The organism is Nocardia crassostreae (genome assembly GCF_001613405.1).
GTDB lineage: Bacteria > Actinomycetota > Actinomycetes > Mycobacteriales > Mycobacteriaceae > Nocardia > Nocardia crassostreae.
Window position 1 is genome coordinate 243833 of sequence record NZ_BDCH01000019.1, and the last position, 19146, is coordinate 262978.

The 19146-nt window shown below is 69.3% G+C and carries 15 protein-coding genes and 2 pseudogenes; 12 read left to right on the plus strand and 5 right to left on the minus strand.

Annotated features, from left to right (window positions below; genetic code table 11):
- Positions 1 to 13: 13 nt before the first annotated feature.
- Entirely contained in the window at positions 14 to 1714 is a 1701-nt protein-coding gene (locus NC4_RS20015) for a hypothetical protein (protein ID WP_157554939.1), read from the minus strand.
- A 349-nt stretch (positions 1715 to 2063) separates the two neighbouring features.
- On the opposite strand from NC4_RS20015, the gene NC4_RS20020 reads away from it, so the two are divergent.
- Positions 2064 to 3149, plus strand: a complete 1086-nt coding sequence (locus NC4_RS20020) for a Vgb family protein (RefSeq protein WP_067540588.1) — start codon at positions 2064 to 2066, stop codon at positions 3147 to 3149.
- A gap of 140 nt (positions 3150 to 3289) precedes the next feature.
- On the opposite strand, the gene NC4_RS41080 is transcribed toward NC4_RS20020, so the two are convergent.
- From NC4_RS41080 to NC4_RS20040, 4 genes and pseudogenes are all read right to left on the minus strand, one after another.
- A complete protein-coding gene (locus NC4_RS41080) occupies positions 3290 to 3733 on the minus strand; it encodes an SRPBCC domain-containing protein (protein WP_067540591.1) in 444 nt (147 codons plus the stop codon).
- Between the two features lie 31 nt (positions 3734 to 3764).
- Positions 3765 to 4829 carry a carboxymuconolactone decarboxylase family protein gene (locus NC4_RS41085; protein WP_067540594.1) on the minus strand — a complete coding sequence of 355 codons (1065 nt, stop codon included), beginning with the start codon at positions 4827 to 4829 and terminating at the stop codon, positions 3765 to 3767.
- Positions 4801 to 6360: pseudogene (locus NC4_RS20035) on the minus strand (flavin-containing monooxygenase). The gene NC4_RS41085 and the pseudogene NC4_RS20035 overlap by 29 nt, the downstream one beginning before the upstream one ends.
- A complete protein-coding gene (locus tag NC4_RS20040; RefSeq protein WP_084529439.1) occupies positions 6357 to 7211 on the minus strand; it encodes an alpha/beta hydrolase in 855 nt (284 codons plus the stop codon). Before NC4_RS20040 ends, NC4_RS20035 begins: the two are co-directional and overlap by 4 nt.
- A 292-nt stretch (positions 7212 to 7503) precedes the next feature.
- Between NC4_RS20040 and NC4_RS20045 the strand changes: the two genes are divergently transcribed.
- The 11 genes and pseudogenes from NC4_RS20045 to NC4_RS20090 all read left to right on the plus strand — a co-directional run bounded on the left by NC4_RS20045 (position 7504) and on the right by NC4_RS20090 (position 18975).
- Positions 7504 to 8520, plus strand: a complete 1017-nt coding sequence (locus tag NC4_RS20045; protein WP_067540600.1) for a nitroreductase family deazaflavin-dependent oxidoreductase — start codon at positions 7504 to 7506, stop codon at positions 8518 to 8520.
- A gap of 721 nt (positions 8521 to 9241) precedes the next feature.
- Positions 9242 to 9598, plus strand: coding sequence for a hypothetical protein (locus NC4_RS20050; RefSeq protein ID WP_067540604.1), 357 nt, complete (start codon positions 9242 to 9244; stop codon positions 9596 to 9598).
- Between the two features lie 88 nt (positions 9599 to 9686).
- Positions 9687 to 10544 (plus strand): alpha/beta fold hydrolase, encoded by an 858-nt coding sequence (locus tag NC4_RS20055; protein WP_067540606.1) that lies wholly within the window; start codon positions 9687 to 9689, stop codon positions 10542 to 10544.
- A 38-nt stretch (positions 10545 to 10582) separates the two neighbouring features.
- On the plus strand, positions 10583 to 12166 hold the full coding sequence (locus tag NC4_RS20060) for a flavin-containing monooxygenase (RefSeq protein ID WP_067540611.1): 1584 nt from the start codon (positions 10583 to 10585) through the stop codon (positions 12164 to 12166).
- Positions 12163 to 13704 (plus strand): annotated as a pseudogene (locus tag NC4_RS20065) (flavin-containing monooxygenase). The gene NC4_RS20060 and the pseudogene NC4_RS20065 overlap by 4 nt, the downstream one beginning before the upstream one ends.
- Positions 13701 to 13991: an acyl-CoA dehydrogenase family protein gene (locus tag NC4_RS41710; RefSeq protein ID WP_218021236.1), complete on the plus strand. Its 291-nt coding sequence runs from the start codon at positions 13701 to 13703 to the stop codon at positions 13989 to 13991. Before NC4_RS20065 ends, NC4_RS41710 begins: the two are co-directional and overlap by 4 nt.
- The gene (locus NC4_RS20070) at positions 13985 to 14917 is read left to right on the plus strand and encodes an acyl-CoA dehydrogenase family protein (protein ID WP_218021237.1); all 933 of its coding nucleotides are present in this window, start codon (positions 13985 to 13987) and stop codon (positions 14915 to 14917) included. The genes NC4_RS41710 and NC4_RS20070 overlap by 7 nt, the downstream gene beginning before the upstream one ends.
- Positions 14907 to 16163, plus strand: a complete 1257-nt coding sequence (locus NC4_RS20075) for a phosphotransferase family protein (RefSeq protein WP_067540614.1) — start codon at positions 14907 to 14909, stop codon at positions 16161 to 16163. The genes NC4_RS20070 and NC4_RS20075 overlap by 11 nt, the downstream gene beginning before the upstream one ends.
- Positions 16164 to 16196: 33 nt before the next feature.
- Positions 16197 to 16550: a hypothetical protein gene (locus tag NC4_RS20080; protein ID WP_067540617.1), complete on the plus strand. Its 354-nt coding sequence runs from the start codon at positions 16197 to 16199 to the stop codon at positions 16548 to 16550.
- A complete protein-coding gene (locus tag NC4_RS20085) occupies positions 16547 to 17401 on the plus strand; it encodes an alpha/beta fold hydrolase (RefSeq protein ID WP_084529441.1) in 855 nt (284 codons plus the stop codon). Before NC4_RS20080 ends, NC4_RS20085 begins: the two co-directional genes overlap by 4 nt.
- The gene (locus NC4_RS20090) at positions 17398 to 18975 is read left to right on the plus strand and encodes a hypothetical protein (protein WP_067540623.1); all 1578 of its coding nucleotides are present in this window, start codon (positions 17398 to 17400) and stop codon (positions 18973 to 18975) included. Before NC4_RS20085 ends, NC4_RS20090 begins: the two co-directional genes overlap by 4 nt.
- Positions 18976 to 19146 lie beyond the last annotated feature (171 nt).

The window sequence follows — 19146 nt, forward strand, 5'->3', positions numbered from 1 at the left end:
CGGGGTATCGCTGTCAGTTCTGCGGAGTGCAGTCGTATTCGGCTGTGCCCCAGTTGTTCTGGATGAAGTCGGCGGGCCGGTACACGGCTTGGATGAGAGTGGCGCGATCGGGGACTGTCACGCACAGGCTGGGCCCGGCGGGACCCTGCGGCGAGTACTCGGTGGCGAAGGCGCGCGAAAGCCCTTGCCGGGGTTGACGCAACGCGTCGCAGGCGGATTGATCGACATCGGCGCGGCCGTAGCAGCCGAACCAGTCCACCGCGTAGGACGTGGACAGCCACGGTGAGATCACATTGCGCGGCACGCCCGGCCAGTTGATCGAATCGCCGTGACTGCCGCCCTCGTAGGTGAGGAACATCAGCGGGCTGTCGCCCCGGCGCTCGCCCCGCAGGTAGTCGTAGAGGTCCTTGTTGCCGATCGGCCCGTCGGTGGCGTCGACAATGCCGTTCGGCGTATTCGTGACCGCGAAGGCGGCGGGAACCGGGATGTCGAAATCGGCGGTCTGGAACTGGATGGGGATATCGGCGGTGGTGTAGCTGAAGCCGGACAGCGCGACAATGGAGCTCACCTTCGGCAGCGGCTGCCCGTCGATGCCGACGCCCTTGCCCTGCCAGTAGCCGTAATTGGAGATGGCCACCGAACCGTAGGACTGCCCCCACAGATTGATGTGGTCGGTGTCCATCAGGTCGTACCAGGGGTTCTCCACATTGTCCGCGCCGTAGGCCGGGTCGTAGCGATGGAATTTGGGCACCTCGCCCTGCGCCAGATTGGCGAGCTCATCGCCGTGCACGTCCACGATCGGCGTGATCGGGGTGCGGGTCAGCCACCGCATGACGTCCTTCACGTCCCGGCAGCCGCCCGGGGTGCGGCACAGCTCGAACTTGAACTGCGGGAACCACATATCGGGCAGGCTGCCCTCGCCGACGCCATTGCCGGATTCCTCGAAGGTGATGCCGATGAACCCCTCGCGCACCGCGCTCAATGTGTACATCGACACGTCGGACTGCTTCTCGGTCGCACCGGGCGCCATCACCGTCACCGGGTAGCGCTCCCCCGATCTCTCCGCGCCTTCGGGAAGGAAGATCTTGGCGCGCAACGGGATTCCCCGATTGTTGATGATGGTGAACTTGCGCACCGTCCCGAGCTTGAACACCGCCCCGGGAGTGTCGTGGGCAACGCACGCGCCGTCCTCGGTCTCGTAGAGCACATCCCCGTTCGGTTGGATGCACGGGTATCGGAAGGTCGCCTCCTGGGCCGCCGGGTTGTCGTAGTCGTCGTCGAGCGCCGCGTCCGCCGCATTGCGCCAGAAGTTGCCGTCGTGGCTCCAGTTCGGCAGATAGTCCGGATGCGAGGGCAGGCCCAGCCCCAGCGGCGGCGTGCGCACCAGCGCGTCGAAGATCCGCTGCGCCGCGACGAGCTGCCGCTGCTGGGCATCGGGGCCGGTCCAGGTCGCCGGATCCAACAGGCTCCGGAACGGTATCCCGGCGTTGGCGAGATTCTGCACCACTCCCGCGCGCACGAAATAGTCCACCATTCCGGGTGCCCGCAGATCGTGGTCGGTGCCGCTGAGCAACTGGGCCAACTCGGCGAACGGATACGTGGGGTCCGGCGGCGCCGGTTCGGCCGCGGCCGGCGGCGCGGCGGCCGCCAGGCTCAGCAGCATGGCCGCGGCCACGATCAGCAGGGTGCGAGTACGACGCCGGACCGCGGTCACCTGTCCCCCTTCAACGAGCATCTTTGGCGAATTCACAGCGTAGATCTCGCTCGCGCGGCCGGACATGACCTGTTCGGACAGGACATTGACGATCCTCGACAGATCGCGGCAATGCGCTCACGCATCGCCCACCCGGCCTCCTACGCTTGTACCAGCAGCCGAGTTCACTTGTGAGAAGGCGGTTTCCATTGATTCGCCCCCTGACCGCCCCGCCCAGCACGCGGGTGGCGGCCGCCTGCTTCCCGGCCGCTGGAGACCAGCCCCGGACCCGCGCCGAGGCCGTGCCGGGCTTGCCGTGCACCGTCCCGCTTCCGGCCGTATGTCAAATACCCGGCAAACGACCGACGGAGTGATCGCCATTCGCGCGCTCCGATCCGCTCTCCTGCTCGCCACCGTCGCGGCGCTCGTCGCCACCGGGCCCGCGACCGCGGCTCCCCCTGCGACCGACCTCGAAGCCGCCGTGACCCAGATCCCCATCGGCGCAGTCCGTTTCGCGGAACGCTTCGCTCCCGGGCCGGATGGCGCGCTGTGGTTCACGCTGCCGCCGGCGGAGGTGGCGCGGCTGGACACCGCGACCCTGGCGATGCAGACCTTCCCGGCGGGCGGGCTGCTGCCGGGCCCGACCGGCATCACCACCGGACCCGACGGCGCGATCTGGTTCTCCACCCTGCTCGGCGGCTATCTGGGCCGCATCGATCCGGTGACCTACGACATCACCCGGGTCACGCTGCCGCATCCGTTCGCGGGCGGGCACGAGCTGGTGGTGGGATCCGATGGGGCCCTGTGGTATCCGGAGTTCGTCACCAACCGCGCCGGGCGCTACGACCCGCGCACCGGCGAACAGCGGGAATTCGACCTGCCCTACGCCTTCCCGACCGAGAATCCGATCCTGGCCGCGGGACCCGATGGCGCACTGTGGATCACCGCGCCCACACCCCCGTCGCGCATCATCAAGCTCACCACGCGGGGTGAGGTGAGCGAGGTGAACGTGCCGGTCCAAAGTGTGCCGTTCGGCTTGGCCAACGGCCCCGACGGGACCATGTGGGCCACCCTCTCGGCCGGGGATTACGGTCGCGGGCAGATCATTTCGATCGACCCGGACACGCTGCGGATCGTGCGGAAGTTCGAGATCGGCCTGGCCGACGGCCCGGCGGGCCTGACCACCGGCCCGGACTGCGCCCTGTGGTTCCCCGAGATCGTCACCGGGAAGGTCGGCCGCCTGGATCCGGCGACCGGCGACTTCACCGAATACCCGATTCGCGCCCTGGGCGGGCAGGCCCCGTTCACGGTCGGCTCCTTCCCCGCCTACGTCAATACCGGTCCGGACGTGGCGATCTGGGTGACCTCGCACCTGTTCGGCTGGATCTTCCGGATCACCCCGCCCGGCGGCGCGATACCGGGCCGCACCTGTCCCACCGTGCGGCAACCGCAGTGAAAGGCCCCTCATGATCGACCTCCTCGGCTGGTTCGCCTACCAACTCGGCCAGTTCGCGGCCCTGCCCCGGCTCATCCTCGACACAGCCTCCGCCGGTCCCGGCTGGCGGCCGGTGTGAGGCGGTGTCGATGAGCAGTTGCTCACGCCGTTCGCCGCCGGGATTCGCCTGTGCGCACACGGCGCTTCAGTCCCCGGTCGAAGGTGCCGATCACCGCGCACCACAGGGGCGCGATCGCCTTGGGTATCAGGGCGATCAGCGGACCGGTGAGGTGCTCGCGGTTGACCAGCCGCACGCCGCCGCCCGCGATGGGCTCCAGCGTCAGGCCGTGGGTGACGTCGAACAGCCCGCCCACCCGGCCGCCCCAGGCCAGTTCGCGGCCCGGTTCCACGACGCGGAAGCGGCCGAAGGGGATCGGGAACAGCGGGCCGAACCACAGCCGCGCCCCCGGGGCCAGGTCGGAGCGGACACGGAACGGGTAGATGTTCCACCGGTGCCACCGTTCCATGTCTGCCAGCACCTCCCACACCTGTTCGGCGGGGGCGTCGATGACGGTCTCGGTCGTGAAGGTGCGGGTGGGTGTCATGGGTGTCCTCCGGATCAGGGTCGGTGGTCGTTCAGGCGGTGCGCGCGGCGGCACGGCGTGCACCGCGATGGGCCAATGCCGACCACAGCGGCGCGGCGAGCCCGCCCCGCCAGGCATCGGCTTCGAAGCGAATGCCGAAGCTGTTGAGCGCCATGCAGAGCATTTCATAATTGCCGGTGAGCAAACAGATTTCGGCGATGCAGAGGGTGTCGAGTGAGGCGGTGAGCAACTTCCAGGTGGCGTCGGAGACGAAGCGCCGCTCATGGAGTTCGTCGACCGCGGTGAGCACCAGCGCCTCGGTCTCCGACCAGCCCGGCGCGGCCGGACCCTCGGGAACGCGCGCGATGTCGGCCTCGCCCAGCCCGATGAAACGGGCGGCGCGACCGTGGTGGCCCCAGTGGTATTCCGAGCCGACGTTCCAGGTGGCGCGCAGAGTGACCAGCTCGCCGAGTTCGCGGCCCAGACTCAGCGGGCCGAGACTGACCAGGAAAGGCGCGACGCTCCAGAACAGTCGCGGACTGCGCGAGAACATCTCCACTCCGTCCACGGCTCCCCCGCCGTTCAGTAGCCCGACGCCCCGGGAGAAAAGCCAGGTGCGCAGCCCTATTTCGGAGTGCGTGGGTCGTGCCAGGCGCGGCGCGCCCGGTAGCAGCCAGCCCGGGTCGTCGACGGTGCGTCCGGTGCGCAGCGGGGTGACTTCGGCATCGTCACCCAGCACGCGGTCGAAGCTGTTGCACAGCATGGCGATCAGATCGATGTGCCCGACCAGGAAGCACAGTTCGACCCGCTGGGCGGCGTCGAGATCCAATGCCGCCCAGCTGCGGTCGCTGAGGTAGCGGTCGCGATGCAGGTCCTCGACAGCTTCGATCAGCACACGCCGGCGGGCCGTGGGACGCAGCAGCGCCTCCTGCCCGTTGTCCCAACAGCCTTGCAGCGCCGCGCATCCCGCCCGATGCGCGGTATGCCGGGCGACGAGGCGGCAGTCCGCGGACGCGAGCGCGGCGTAGCGGAAGCGCCGCAGCAGTCGCCCGGAGCCGCGTCCGAACGGACTCGTGTCGCCGATGACATCACCTGTGCGCCAATACTTTCCCAGCATATGTCTCCTCGTCCAGGTCTCGCGGCACCGTGGCGTAGGCGTAGTCGTTCAGATCGAATCTGCGGGCGTCCCACCAGGCTTCGACCGCGAGCCCGGGTCGCAGGAACGGCGCGTCGCCGTGCCGGTCGAAGAAGTAGCTGTTGGCATTGCCGCAGTCGTGGTTGAAGAACACGGTGCCGCGCTGGCGGCGCTGCACCTGCGCGAAGTACCGATCGTGCGCCTCGGGGCGGACCTCCACCCGGGTCACGCCCCGGCGCTGGGCCTCCCGGATGGCACGCACGGCGTGGTGGGCCTGGTTCTCCACCATTTGGAACCAGGACCCGCCGGTGAGCGCGTAGGGGCCGAGTATGAGGAAGGCATTGGGGAAGCCGGGCACGGACGCCCCGAGGTATGCCTGGTAGCGCTGCTCGTCCCAGTAGCGGCCGAGTTCGACGCCGTCGCGGCCGTACACGTGAAACGGTGGCGTATTGCCGATTTCGAAGACCTTGAAGCCGGTCGCGAGAATCAGGACGTCGATCCGGTGCAGCCGCCCATCGGCGGTGCGGATGCCGGTCTTGGTGACCCGCTCGATCCGGTCGGTCACCAACTCGACGTTGTCGCGGGTGAAGGCCCGCCATTAGTCGTTGGAATAGGTGGGCCGCTTGCACCAGAAGCCGTACTCCGGCGTGAGCCGCTCCCGCAGCCCGGGATCGGGAACCTGCCGCTTCAGATGCTCGAGGCAGACGCGCTCCACGGCATGATTGGCCCACGGAATCCGCTTGTAGTACAACCGGATTCCCACCATGACCGTCTCGGTGACCGAGGTTTGCAGATACCGCATGGCCCGTTGGGTGGGCGGCAGGTAGCGGTACACCGCCTGCTCCGCGCCGGAGATTCGCCGGACGGGTTTCGGGACGCACCAGATGGGCGTGCGCTGAAAGACGCTCAGCTGCCGCACCTGCGGCGCGATGGCCGGAACCACCTGCACGGCGGTGGCCCCGGTGCCGGTCACCGCCACCCGCTTGCCCGTCAGATCCACCGAATGATCCCAGCGGGCGGTGTGCATGGCGACGCCGCCGAAACCGGAAAGTCCCTCGATATTGGGGGCTTTGGGCTGCGTGAGCCCGCCGGTAGCGCCGATGAGGAAGCGCGCGGTCGACTCCGCGCGCTCACCGGTGCCGCGATCCTCGATCGTGAGCCGCCACAGGTTCCGCGCTTCGTCGAAGCGCGCCTCGTGCACCTTGGTCCGCAACCGGATATGCGGCAGCACACCGTATTTAGCGGCGCAGTGATCGGCGTACGCCTTGAGTTCCGCGCCGGGCGCGTAGGTGCGCGACCAGGCGGGGTTCATCTCGAAGGAGAAGGAGTACACCGAGGAGGCGATGTCGACGGCCACGCCCGGGTAGGTGTTGTCCCGCCAGGTCCCGCCCAGATCCGCGGCCTGCTCGAGGATGACGAAATCGTGGATGCCGTTGCGCTTCAGCTCGATTCCCGCGCCGATGCCGCTGAATCCCGCACCCACCACGATGACGTCGTGATCCGGGACCGTCATGCGGTCCCCGCCTTCGCCGTCTCCGCGGCGTTCGCCACCGCGGCATGGCAGGCGCGGATGAAGGCGGAGATCTCCGGAGCCAGCCGAGCCGGATCCGAGCGCAGTTCCAGCCAGGTGCGCGCGTGGATGATCCAGGCGAGCGGCGCCTCGGCCGCCAGGGCGCGCGCGTCGGCGGGCCGGTGCACCGGATCGAAGTAGCGGTAGCCGATCACCAGCACGGGTGGGCGCAGCTGCTCGCGAATGTCCTTGGGCGGCTTGAATCCGGTGTAGATCATGCCCTGCACGGCGGCGGCGGAGGCCGCGCAGTCCTGGGCCAGCCAGTCCAGGGTCAGATCGGTCACCGATCCGGAGCCACGGGGCAGACGGCCCGCGGCGCGCGCGGTCAGCCGGGCGAGTGGACGGCCGTAGGTGAAGGCCGCCAGGACCGCTCCCGCGCACGCGGTGACGAAGAGGATGGACCGGTCCAGCACCGGCCCCTCGACGACGATGCCGTGCAGGCGTTCCGGTGCGTGCGCGGCCAGTGCCAGCGTCATGGCGGACCCGGCGGAGGTGCCGTAGACCACCGCGCGCTCCACCGCCAGTTCGTCCAGCAGCGCGACGATCTGCTCGGCGAATACGCGCATGGAATAGCTCGAATTGTCGGTGGGGCGGTCGGATTCACCGGTGCCCAAGGGGTCGAGGGTCGCCACCCGCAGCCCGGCGGCGGCCAGTTCGTCGGCCAGCGGGCCCTCCATTCGGCGACTCATCAACAGTCCCGGTATCAGGACCACGGTGTCGGGGCCCTCGCCTCGCAGGTCATAGGCCAGTCGGTGACTTCCGACGTCGAACCGACGGGTGCACGGTGGCGTCATGAGGGCTCCTCGTCGAGCGAATCCAGCACGTCAGCGATACCGGACCACTAAAGTTGACACTGTTGTATCTTGAGTTTGCCGGGCTTGCCCAACCACTGTCAACGCCCCGGGTGCGCTGGCGCTCAGGGTCAATCATGTGGCGGCCGCGGCTCTGTCCGGCCGCTCGCCCGGCTCCCTACCGTCACCGGTGAACGCCCCGACGACGCGCCCAGGTCCGTGGGGAGAACAACGGGCGCACAACTACATTCGCCGATCGCGCCCGGCGCAACGACCGGCGCTCAGGGAGGACATCATGCAGCTCAAACCCGATGTGGCAGCGCGCACCGACGCATCCGGCCACTGGCGCGCGGCGAGCGTCGAGCGCATGCCCGACCTCGGCGCGCTGCGCCGCACCGAACCCGGCACCTGGCTGATCGCACGGCTCGGCGGCTTCCTCGGCGGCGGCCGCCGCATCAAGGTCCTCGAGGCCATGGGCCGCTCCGGCGGCATGTTCTGGGGCTATGTCCCGCTCGGCTTGCGCGTGGTGCCCGGCAGCCGATTGACGCGCGTGGACTGCGAACTCGCCACCCTGCGCACCGCCTGGAACGCCGGGGCCCGCTACGAATGGCATCACCACGTGTACGCCGCGCGCTTCAGCGGCATCTCGCTCGAGACCGTCGAACGCGTCGCCAAGGGCCCGGAGGCGGCGGGCTGGACCGACGCGCAGCGCCTGCTGCTGCGCGCGGTCGACGAATTGCATTCCGAGCGCATGATTCTCGACGACACCTGGCACGGGCTGTCGCGGCATCTGAGCGCCGCCCAGGGCGTGGACCTGTGCATGCTCGTCGGCCACTACGAAATGCTGGCCATGCTTCTGAAAACCCATGGCATCGAACCCGAACCCGACATGTGGCGGCGCGGCCCCTTCCGCTGGGTGCGCGACAGCGCCAGCGGCGACGGCATCGCCCCGGCCTGGCTGCCGCGCGTCAACCGGCTCGTCACCAATCGCCTGGTGGGCCTCACCGCCGGAAAACTCCCGCCCTACACCGTCATTCACCATGTCGGCCGCAAGTCCGGCCGCGCCTTCCGTACCCCGGTGGCGGGCGTGTACCGCGACGGCCTGTTCCTCGTCCCGCTCCTCTATGGCGACCGCTCCGACTGGGTGCGCAATGTGCTGGCCGCCGATGGCGCGGAGGTCACCTACCGCGGCCGCACCCGCAAGCTCACCACCCCGCGCGTGCTGGACGCCGCCGGCGCGGCCACCCTCCCCGAACCGGCCCACCTGTTCACCCGGCTCGTCAAGATTCTCGTCGCCGAGGTCGAGTCCTGATGTCTGGCACGGGCGCACGAGGCTGGGCCCGGCCCGCGCGCAGAGTCCGTCCGCACCTGCCGTGGCGGTGGGTTCCGCCGAACACCGAGATCGCCGTCCCTGCGGCGCACCACCTCACAATGCTCGCGCCCTGGGGAACCCTCATCACCGCCGTCCACGCCACCGGGCTGACCCGGCTGCCGCTGCGCGACTGGGAACTGGTGGCGCTGCGGGCCAGCTGGAACAGCGGCGGCTGGTCGGAGTGGCAGAACCACGTGTTCTTCGCCCGGCTGCTGCGCCGCCGCGGTGCTGGCGGCGGTGGACGAATTGCACTAGAGTTCGGCCATTTCCGACACCACCCGAGCCCGGCTGGGGCGGCACCTGAGCGACCGGCAATGCGACGAGCTGCGGGTGGTCACCGGCGTCTACGAGCTCATCGCGATGACGTTCGGCACCTTCGCGCCGCCGGGCGAACTGCTGAACTTCGAACCGCGCGCTCCGAGGGCTCGCGTCGGCTCCGGGCCCACGGCGTCCGCGACCCTACAAGCCGCTGGCTCCCGACCTTCCCGACTCGCATCCCACCGACGCCACCGCGCCACCGGCGGAAGCCTCGGCCCTCCCCACGGAGACCACCACCATCGGTCGAGATGGCGCGACCGGTGCGCGTCCGGCCGCAGCTCCCGGCCCGGCCTGGCTGCCGCGGGATCCGGCCGTTCTCTCCCGGCTGGCGCGCAATCATCCCTTGGCCGCGAGGCTGTTCCAGACCGGCGCAGGCCAGCGGTCCCGGCTTCGCCTGTCCGACACCGATATCGAGCTCATCGTGCAGCGCACGGTCTGGCGTTGCGGCCCGGTCGACGAATGGCGAGCACGCGGCATGCTCGCGCCGGAGATCTCGGCCATCGTCCAGCGTCGCCCCGATGCCCCGGGTCTGGAGCCGCGTCACGCGGCCCTGCTGCGCGCGGTCGACGAGCTCGACACCGAGTTCTTCGTCGGCGACCACACGTGGGAACAGCTCATCGCCAGCTACGACATTCCGCAATTGCTCGAAATGTGTTTGCTGGTGGGCCATTACCGCGCGTTCGCCATGCTCATGGCGTAGTGAACGCCGGGGTAGCCGATGCGGATCAAGGACTTCCACTTCTTATACAACAGTGTAATATTGGACCATAGCTCAATGAGGAGTACCGATGGAACCTCCCACTCGGAGCCTGCGCGTCGGCGCGGATCGAATCACCTACGACGAACGCGGACAAGGGAATCGCAGCGTGGTGCTGCTGCCCGGACTGTTCATGCCGCGACGGATGCACGAACGACTGGCCGACGCCCTGGCCGGCGGCGGATTGCGGGTCGTGTCGATGGAACCGCTCGGATTCGGGGAAGCCGACCGGCCCGCGGGGTATTGGCACTACACCATGACCGCCTACGCGCGGCAGGTGATCGCGCTGCTGGACGCGCTCGAGCTGGAACAGACCGTGTTGCTGGGCACGTCGGCGGGGGCCAATATCGCGCTCGCGACGGCGGTGCGCGCTCCACAGCGGGTGCGCGGGCTGGTGGTCGAATCGCCGGTGCTCGAACGCGCCATGCCCGCCTGCGCCGCGCTGGCGGTGCCGGGATTGCTGCTGGGGACCTACGGGGCCCTGCTCGCGCGCGGCGCGGGGGCGCTGGCGAATCGGGTGCCGCGCACCCGCGGCGGCATTCCGGATCTGCTGCTGTCGTGGGCCGCCCAGGATCCCCGGCGCTCCGCGGAGGCGTTGCAGGGCATAATCTCCGGCGGTCCGCTGGTCCCGCGCGACGAGCGCCGCGCCATTGCCGCCCGCACGCTGGTCATCGGGCATCGGTTCGATCCGGTGCATCCCATCGCCGATGATCGGGCGCTGGCCGCCGACGTGCGCCGCGGGCGTTTCCTGGCCTCACGGTCGATTCTCGAATTGCGCCGCGCACCAGAGCGTCTCGCTCCGGCGATCACCGGATTCATCACCGACTGCTGGGGCCTCCCGGCCGCCGCACATCCGCCCGCCGCGACCGCGGCGTCCCTGTCCCGGTGACCGTTTACCGTCACCATCGTCGAAGGTCGAGTGCACCAATGACTGCTGCCACCACCCCCAGCCACCTCGGAGTCCCGCCCGCCGTTCCCGATCACGAAGTCGTCGTGATCGGGGCGGGATTCGGCGGCATCGGCGTCGGAATCAAGTTGAAGGAAGCCGGAATCCACGACTTCGTCATCCTGGAACAGGCCCGCGATATCGGCGGCACCTGGCGCGACAATACCTATCCCGGCGTCGCCGTGGATGTCAGCTCGTTCACCTATTCGTTCTCCTTCGAGATGAATCCGGACTGGTCGCGGGCCTATGCGCCGGGCGTCGAACTCAAGGCGTACGCCGACCACTGCGTCGACAAATACGGTCTGCGCCGCCACATTCGGCTCAATACCAAGATGGTGTCGGGTGAATTCGACGCGGTGAATCATCTGTGGCGGGGCACCACCGCGACCGGCGAGGTGATCACCGCCCGCTATGTGGTGGGCGCGCCCGGCGTGCTCACCCAGCCCAAGCCGCCGGACATTCCGGGGGTGGCGGATTTCGCGGGCCCGACCCTGCACACCGCGCGCTGGGATCACGGAATCGACCTCACCGGCAAACGGGTGGCGGTCATCGGAACCGGCGCGACCGCCGTGCAATTGGTGCCCTCCATCGCCGATCGGGTGGAAAGTCTCGCGGTGTATCAGCGCACGCCCATCTGGGTCGCGCCGAAACCCGATCTGAGCATCCCCGCGCCGATGCGCACCATATTCCGCACCGTGCCCGGCACACAGCAGTCGCTGCGCGCGGCCACCACGACGCTCACCGAGACGGTCATGACCCTGGGAATCGTGCACAATCGGCAGATTCCCCTGCTGGTCAAGGGCATCGAGGCGCTGTGCACGGCGCATCTGCGGCGGCAGGTGCGCGATCCGGAACTGCGCGCCAAGCTCACCCCGCACTACGGGTTCGGGTGCAAACGCCCGTCGTTCTCCAACGACTACTACCGCACCTTCACCCGCCCGCACGTGGAACTGGTCACCGACGGCATCGAGCGGATCACCGAGACCGGGATCGTCACCCGCGACGGGCGGCATCGGGAGATCGACGTGCTCATCCTGGCAACGGGATTCAAGGTCTTCGAAAAAGGCAATACCCCCGCCTATCCCATTCACGGGCTGCACGGCCGGGAATTGGGCGACTGGTGGAACGAGAACCGCTATCAGGCGTATCAAGGCACCACGATTCCCGGCTTCCCCAATCTGTTCCTCATCTCCGGGCCGTACGGATTCACCGGCGGCTCCTATTTCCAGCTCATCGAGAACCAGACCCGGCATTTCCTGCGCTGCCTGAAACGGACCCGGCGCACCGGCGCGACCTGGATCGAGGTGAAACCCGAGGCGCATCAACGCTATTTCGACTACGTCCAGCACCGCCAACCGGCCACCGTGTTCTACAACAACTGCGCCGCGTCCAACAGCTACTACTTCGACAAGCACGGCGACTCGCCGATTCTGCGGCCGTCCTCCGCGGTCGAAGCCTGGTGGGACAGCCGCACCTTCTCGCTGGACGATTACGCGTTCAAGCGACTGCACGCCGGCGCACGACGCTTGCGGTCGGTCCGGCTCGCGACGGGAGTGGGCGCATGAGCCGGGATCTGCACACGCACATCGCCATTGTCGGGGCGGGCTTCTCCGGGCTGGGGATCGCGGTCAAGCTGAAGCAGGCCGGATACCACGATTTCGTGATCGTGGAGCAGACCGGCGATGTCGGCGGCACCTGGCGCGACAACACCTATCCCGGTGTGGCGGTGGACATCACCTCGTTCAACTACTCCTTCTCCTGGGAGCAGAATCCGCACTGGTCGCGCGTCTACGCCCCGGGCCGGAAGCTCAAGGCGTACGCCGATCACCTGGTCGAGAAGTACGGACTGCGCGAGCACCTGGTGTTCGACACCAAGATCACCGGGTCGAGCTTCGACGAGGACGCGCATCTGTGGCGGTTCGACACCGCCGACGGCCGCACCGGCTCGGCGCGGTTCGCCATCTCCGCGGCGGGCGGGCTCACCCAGCCTAAACCTCCGAATATCGCTGGTCTGCACGACTTCTCGGGAAAGACCATGCACACCGCGCGCTGGGACCACGACTACGACCTCACCGGCAAGCGGGTCGCGGTCATCGGCACCGGGGCGACCTCGGTGCAATTGGTCCCGGCGATCGCCGATCGGGTCGCGCACGTGGAGGTCTTCCAGCGCACGCCGATCTGGGTGGTGCCCAAGCTCGACGCGCCGATCCCGCCCACGCTGCGGCGGGTGTTCGATCTCGTGCCGGCCTCGCAGGTGTCGGTGCGGCTGGCCACCGGCGCGGTCACCGAGGCCGTCATGGTGCTGGTCTCCACCTACGAGCGGCAATTCCCCATGCTGCGCAAGGGAATCGAGCAACTGTGCCGCGCCCATCTACGTCGGCAGGTGCCCGATCCGGCGCTGCGGGACCAGCTCACCCCACGCTACGACTTCCTGTGCAAGCGCCCGACGTTCTCCAACACCTACCTGCGATCGTTCACCCGCCCGGACGTGGATCTGGTGACCGAGCCGATAGAGCGCATCACCTAGACCGGCATCCGCACCGCCGACGGCCGCCTGCACGAGGTCGACACCTTGTTCCTGGCAACAGGATTCAAGGTCTTCGAGCTGGGCAACACCCCGCCGTTCCCCGTCCACGGCACCGGCGGCGTAGAACTCGGGAAGTTCTGGCATGAGCACCGCTACCAGGCGTACGAGGGCGTCACCGTGCCGAGGTTCCCCAATATGTTCGCCATACTCGCGCCGTATTCGCTGACCGGGCCGTCCTACTTCTCGATGATCGAGGCGTCCACCACCCACATCCTGCGGCTCATCGCCGAGACCGACCGCCGCGGCGCGAGCTGGGTGGAGATCCGTGACGAACCGCACCGCAAGTATTTCGCCGATATCCTACGCCGCCAGCGCAATACGGTCTTCCAGGCCGCAAATTGCACCGGCTCCAACAGCTACTACTTCGACCACCACGGCGACACCCCCATGATGCGCCCGGCGACCGGACCCGAAATGCTGCTGCGGGCACGCTATTTCCCGCTCGACCACTACCGCTTCGAATCCGTCGACCGGCCCGGCCTCGAGCTGGAACGCCCGAGCAGGAGAACCGCATGACCCTCGAGCTGTCCCTGTCCCCGCGCGGAGCCGAACTCCGCGAGCGCCTCGCGGCGTTCCTGGACGAGGTCTTCTATCCGGTCGAAGCCGATCTCGACGCGGAGATGGACGCGCTCGACGGACCGGAACCGTTCGGGCCGTTGATGACCGCGCTGCGCAAACAGGCCCGCGACGCCGGGCTGTGGAATCTGTTTCTGGCCGACGAATCGCTCGGTCACGGGCTGAACAATGTCGACTACGGGCATGTCTGCGAACTACTGGGCCGCAGCATGTGGGCCCCATGGTGACCAACTGCAATTTCCCCGACACCGGGAACATGGAGATCCTGCACCAGTACGCCACACCCGAACAGCGCGAACGCTGGCTGCGGCCGCTGTTCGACGGAGACATCCGCTCCTGCTTCGCGCTCACCGAACCCGAGGTCGCCAGCTCCGATCCCACCGGAATCAAGACGACCGCCGTCCGCGACGGCCACGACTGGATCATCAACGGCCACAAATGGTTCATCAGCAATGCCGTCGGCGCACAGCTGTGCATCGTCATGGCGCGCACCGATCCCGAGGCCGAACCACACCTGCGCGGCACCATGTTCCTGGTTCCCATGGACGCCACCGGTCTCGAAATCGTGCGCCGGGTACCGATTTTCGGCCACGCGGGCGGCCCCGGCCATGCGGAGCTACGCTTCCACGATGTGCGCGTCGGCGGCGACGCGGTCCTCGCTCAGCCCGGCGCGGGGTTCCTGCTCGCACAGGATCGCCTGGGCCCCGGCCGAATTCACCACTGCATGCGCTCCGTCGGATGGGCCGAACGCGCCCAGGAATACGCCGTCGACCGCGCGGGCACCCGGCCCCACCGCGACGGCGTGCTGGCGCAATCCCAGCTGGTTCGGGAGATGCTGGCGCGCAACCGCATCGACATCGACGCTGCCCGCCTGCTGGTGCTGCGAGCCGCGCATGCCATCGACACCGCCGGCAAGCACCACGCCTACCGCGAGATCTCCATCGCCAAGGTCCACGCCGCCCGCACCACGCAGAAGGTGGTGGACCGCGCCATCCAGATCTACGGCGCGCTGGGCCTGTCCGACGACGTGCCCCTGACCCGCTTCTGGACCATGAGCCGCGCGCTGCGCATAGGCGACGGCGCGGACGAGGTGCACCTGATGACCGTCGCCAAACACGAACTGCGCCGCCGGGGGTACGACCGTGCACGATAACACCGCCCCCGACCCCGACCAGGTGGCGGCGGCGCTGACCGAGGCGGGCGAACGCTTCGCCGAACGCCCGCTTCTGACCCCGCTCCCCGGCGGGGCCTCCCGCGACTCGTGGCTGGTCGCCACCGACCGCCAACGCTATGTGCTCAAACGCGATCCACTGCACGAACGCAGTCCCCTCACCTCTCGCCGACGCGAGTACCTGGCCGCCCGCTCCGCCGCCGAGGCAGGCGTCCCGGTGCCGCGCCCGGTGTGCTTCGAACCGGCGGGCGGCCGTTTCGGCAGCGCGGGCATGCTCAGCGAATTCGTCCCCGGCACCGCCAGCCCCAACCGGATCCAGACCCTCGACCCGGCCGGTTCGGCCGACTATGACCTGGTCCGGGCCATCGGCCGCGCTGCGGGCCGCCTCGCCCATGCCGCCGTTCTCACCGACCATGACCCGGCCGAATACAGCTCGGCCGCCGTTGCTTCGACCGATGTCGGCGATGCCGCTCGCGCACCCGGCACGGGACGGACCGGCCCCGACGCCACGCCCGTCATCCGCGCCGCCGCAGCCACCCTCGGGGCGACCGATTCCCGAGCCGCCGTTTCCGGGTCGACCGCGACTCCTCCGGGTCCCGCCCGGACAACCGGTTCCGGGCCTGCCCGCATGTCCCCGAGCCGAGACGCCGCCGCCGACACCGCGGCAGCGGACGTCCCGAACGTATCCCGGGCCGTCGGTGATTCCGTCGGGTCGGTGCTCGCCGAATTGGCGGGCGGGCTGGATTTTCTCGCGCCGGATCGGCCCGTGCTCGCCACCGCCTACCGGTGGCTGGAACTGAACCGGCCGACGGTGTCGCGAACCGTGCTGGTGCACGGGGACTTTCGGCTGGGCAACTTCATGGTCGGCGAGACCGGGCTGACCGGCGTGATCGACTGGGAGTTCGCCGGGCCCGGCTACCCCGGGCAGGACCTCGGGTTCTTCTGCCTGCGGCCCTGGCGGTTCGAGCGGGACACGCTGCGGGCGGGCGGCCTCGGCGAGCTCCCGCGGCTGCTGGACGGCTACGCCGAGACCGCGCCCGAACCGCTGGACGCGGCCACGGTCGCCTACTGGGAGATAGTCGGCCAACTGCGCTGGGGTCTGTACTGCCTCATGCAGGAACGGACCTACCGTCAAGGCGTACACCGGCACCTGGAGCGCTTCGCCATCGGCCGCCGCATGGCGGAGGTCGAGTGGGACCTCATGGACCTGCTCGCGGAGATGGCATGAGACGACTCGTCATCGACGCCCAAGGAAACGGCCATGAACACAACTGACGCCCTGCGCGGCCAGACGGGCGAGACGAGTCACGTCCGCGAGACCGCGGCCGCAAGGGAACTGGTGTCCGCAGCGGCGACGGAGGTGCGCGGCCTCGCCGAGCGCGCCGACGGCGTCGTGCGCAAGAGACTGCTCGTGGTCGCGCACGTTCTGGAACTCGCCGAACGGGAATTATCCTCCCCGCCGGTCGATTTCACGGATACGGCGACACTCGCCCGCGAAATACGCTCCGGTGCGCACGATCTCGACCTGGCCAGGCAGGCGGCCCGCTGGCGGGATCACGTACGCCGGGAACTCGCGGTCGCGCATCCCGGATACGACCGGACGGCGCGGCCGTGACTGCGGGAGTCGGCTCGGCGCACGCGCTCGGCCACCGCTTCGAGTACACCGAATACGGCGAAGGCGACCGGGTGGTGGTCCTGCTGCACGGCCTGCTGTTCCACCGCCGCATGGACGAGCGCCTCGCGGCCGCGCTGGCCGGCCACGGATACCGGGTGCTCTGCCTCGATCAACTCGGGCACGGCGGATCCGACCGGCCGGTGGTTCCCGCCGACTATTCGATGCCGCGCTTCGCTCGCTACGTGCTCGCGGTCCTCGATGAGCTCGGCGTCGAGGATGTCGTACTCGCGGGCCGTTCCCTGGGAGCCAACACCGCGCTCGAGGTCGCGCTGGTCGCACCCGAGCGGCTGCGCGGCCTGATCGCCGAGGGGCCGGTGCTGGAAGGAGCGCGGGCGGCCGCCATGGTCGCCTTCGGGCCGTTCCTGATCGCAAGCGTGGCTCTGGCCCCGGCGATGCGCGCGATCGCCGCGGGCGCCGCGCGAATTCCGCGGGGCGGCAACCTGATCCGGGACATGTATCTCGACGCGCTGGGCGGCGACCCGCGTGCCAAGAGCGCCCTCTTGCGGGGCCTGCTGTTCAGCCGGGGCGCTCCCCCGCCCGCGCGGCGGCGCACGATCCGGGTGCCCGCTCTGGTGGCCGGGTATCCGGGCGATCCGCTGCACCGCGATTCCGAGGTGCGCAGGCTGCTCTCCGAACTGCCCGGCAGCCGCCGACTGCGCCTGGGCTCCATGTACGAACTGCACACCGATCCCGGGCGCTCGCTCGCGACGATCCTCGAATTCCTCGACGACTGCTGGACTTCCACGCGGTCGGAGCCGGGGAGCCCCACCGTCACCAGGAGGACACCGTGACCACCCGCGACGAAACCACCCTCGCCGTCGAGGACGGCGTCGAGATCCGCCACATCCGGCTGTCCTCGCCGCTGCCCGGTGATTTCCCGGAACACCCGGCGGGACTGAACGATCTGCATTACCTGCGCTACCGATCCGCGACCGGCCCCGCCGAGGCCGCCGACGCCGACGCGATCGTCGTGGTGCACCCCGGCACCTGGGCGGGCGCGCAATCGCTGGATCGGCTGGCGCGCAACGTGGTCCTCGCGGCGGCCGGGCGCGGGCTGAGCATCGAATGGTGGTCGCTGGCACGGCGCAGCGAAGGCTCGACCGACCTCACCTGCATCCGCGCCGCCTACGCCGCCGACGGCCCGGGCCTGGCCATCGACTACTACTTCCACGGGAAACCGTTGGGCGGCAAGACCTTCGAAGGGTTTCGCGGGCGAGACCGGCAGCAGTTCCTGACCGAGCTCGGCCTGCGGAGCGTGATCGAGGATCAGCACCAAATCCTCGTGCGCGAATTGCCCGACCCCGAGATTCGCCGCACCAAGCTGTACCTGGGCGGGCATTCACTCGGCGGGCTCCTGGCGGGCGCGTACGCCGCCTGGGATTTCGACGGGGCGCCCGGCCATGAGCTGTGCGCGGGGCTGATCGCCATCGACACCCTGGTCGGCACCGATCCCCTGCGTCTGCATCACCGTCCAGGACTGCGGCGCGCGGCTGGAGCCGCGCACATCGCCGCCGTCGCCGGTCTGCGACGCGGCCTGATTCCCGCCTCCACGCCGCCCGGCGGCACCGCGATGGCGAAGATGTGGACACTGATGTACCTGCTCGGAGCCGCCGCCGCCTGCGAGCGCGATGTCGAAACCGACGTGCTGCGGCGACTTCCGCGTACGAGGGGCTGGGAGACACTGCTCCGCGCGCTCGGGGCGCGCCGCTACCGTGACCTGCTGAACCGCGATATCAGCGTGCGTGACCTGCGCTTCACCGGCGCCGCCGCCCTCGGATTCGCGGTCGGCGCACCGCATCTGCCGATCGACCCGCTCACCTCCAGCATGGGCAGTCTCGCCGGTCCCACCACGCCGCGCACCACCTTCCCCGCGCCCCGGGCCGCCCGCCGGATTCCCGGCGTCCGCCGGGCCGTGCGCGCGATACTGGGCGCGCCCACGGTCGTCCCCGCCGACCGCGACACGCTCTACCGGTGGCGGCCGGGCGGTTCCGCCGACATCGACGAACTGGCCCGCACCCTCGCGGCGGGCCCGCTGGCCACCTTCGAGTCCTATTTCCCCATGCACGTGCACTACGACCTGTGGACCGCACTCGCCGGCGCGCGCACCCGCGACCTGGCCGGGCACCGGCACGCCGCCGGGGCGGCGAAACTGCCCAGCCTGCACGTGCTCAGCGACCGGGACAGCCTGGTGCCCTTCCTGCTGCGCGTCACCCGCCTCACCCCGGACGACCCCACGCACGCCACCGGCTACCGCCACATCGACATGGTCACCGGCGCGGCCCTGCCCGGTGAACCGGTCAGCACCGCCATCGCCGAATACCTTGCAAGCCAGGTGATCCCGTCGACCGCGAAGGAAACGGCCTGAAGATCACGAACGAGGCAGTGCTCGGCCTGCTCGCGCAGCGCACACCCGGGTCCCGTCCCGGCCGCGCCGGCCATGAACCGCGGGAACCCGGACACAGCGATCGGATCGCCGAACGCACCATCCCGCTCCCCTTCTCCGTCGCCAGTCACCGCCCGACCGGAACGATCGACC

What these genes read in the sequence shown, in the direction of transcription:
- NC4_RS41080 (WP_067540591.1), bottom strand. Translation starts at nt 3,733, where the DNA reads ATGACACCCACCCGCACCTTCACGACCGAGACCGTCATCGACGCCCCC.
- NC4_RS41085 (WP_067540594.1), bottom strand. Translation starts at nt 4,829, where the DNA reads ATGCTGGGAAAGTATTGGCGCACAGGTGATGTCATCGGCGACACGAGT.
- NC4_RS20040 (WP_084529439.1), bottom strand. Translation starts at nt 7,211, where the DNA reads ATGACGCCACCGTGCACCCGTCGGTTCGACGTCGGAAGTCACCGACTG.
- NC4_RS20045 (WP_067540600.1), top strand. Translation starts at nt 7,504, where the DNA reads ATGCAGCTCAAACCCGATGTGGCAGCGCGCACCGACGCATCCGGCCAC.
- NC4_RS20055 (WP_067540606.1), top strand. Translation starts at nt 9,687, where the DNA reads ATGGAACCTCCCACTCGGAGCCTGCGCGTCGGCGCGGATCGAATCACC.
- NC4_RS20060 (WP_067540611.1), top strand. Translation starts at nt 10,583, where the DNA reads ATGACTGCTGCCACCACCCCCAGCCACCTCGGAGTCCCGCCCGCCGTT.
- NC4_RS41710 (WP_218021236.1), top strand. Translation starts at nt 13,701, where the DNA reads ATGACCCTCGAGCTGTCCCTGTCCCCGCGCGGAGCCGAACTCCGCGAG.
- NC4_RS20070 (WP_218021237.1), top strand. Translation starts at nt 13,985, where the DNA reads ATGGTGACCAACTGCAATTTCCCCGACACCGGGAACATGGAGATCCTG.
- NC4_RS20080 (WP_067540617.1), top strand. Translation starts at nt 16,197, where the DNA reads ATGAACACAACTGACGCCCTGCGCGGCCAGACGGGCGAGACGAGTCAC.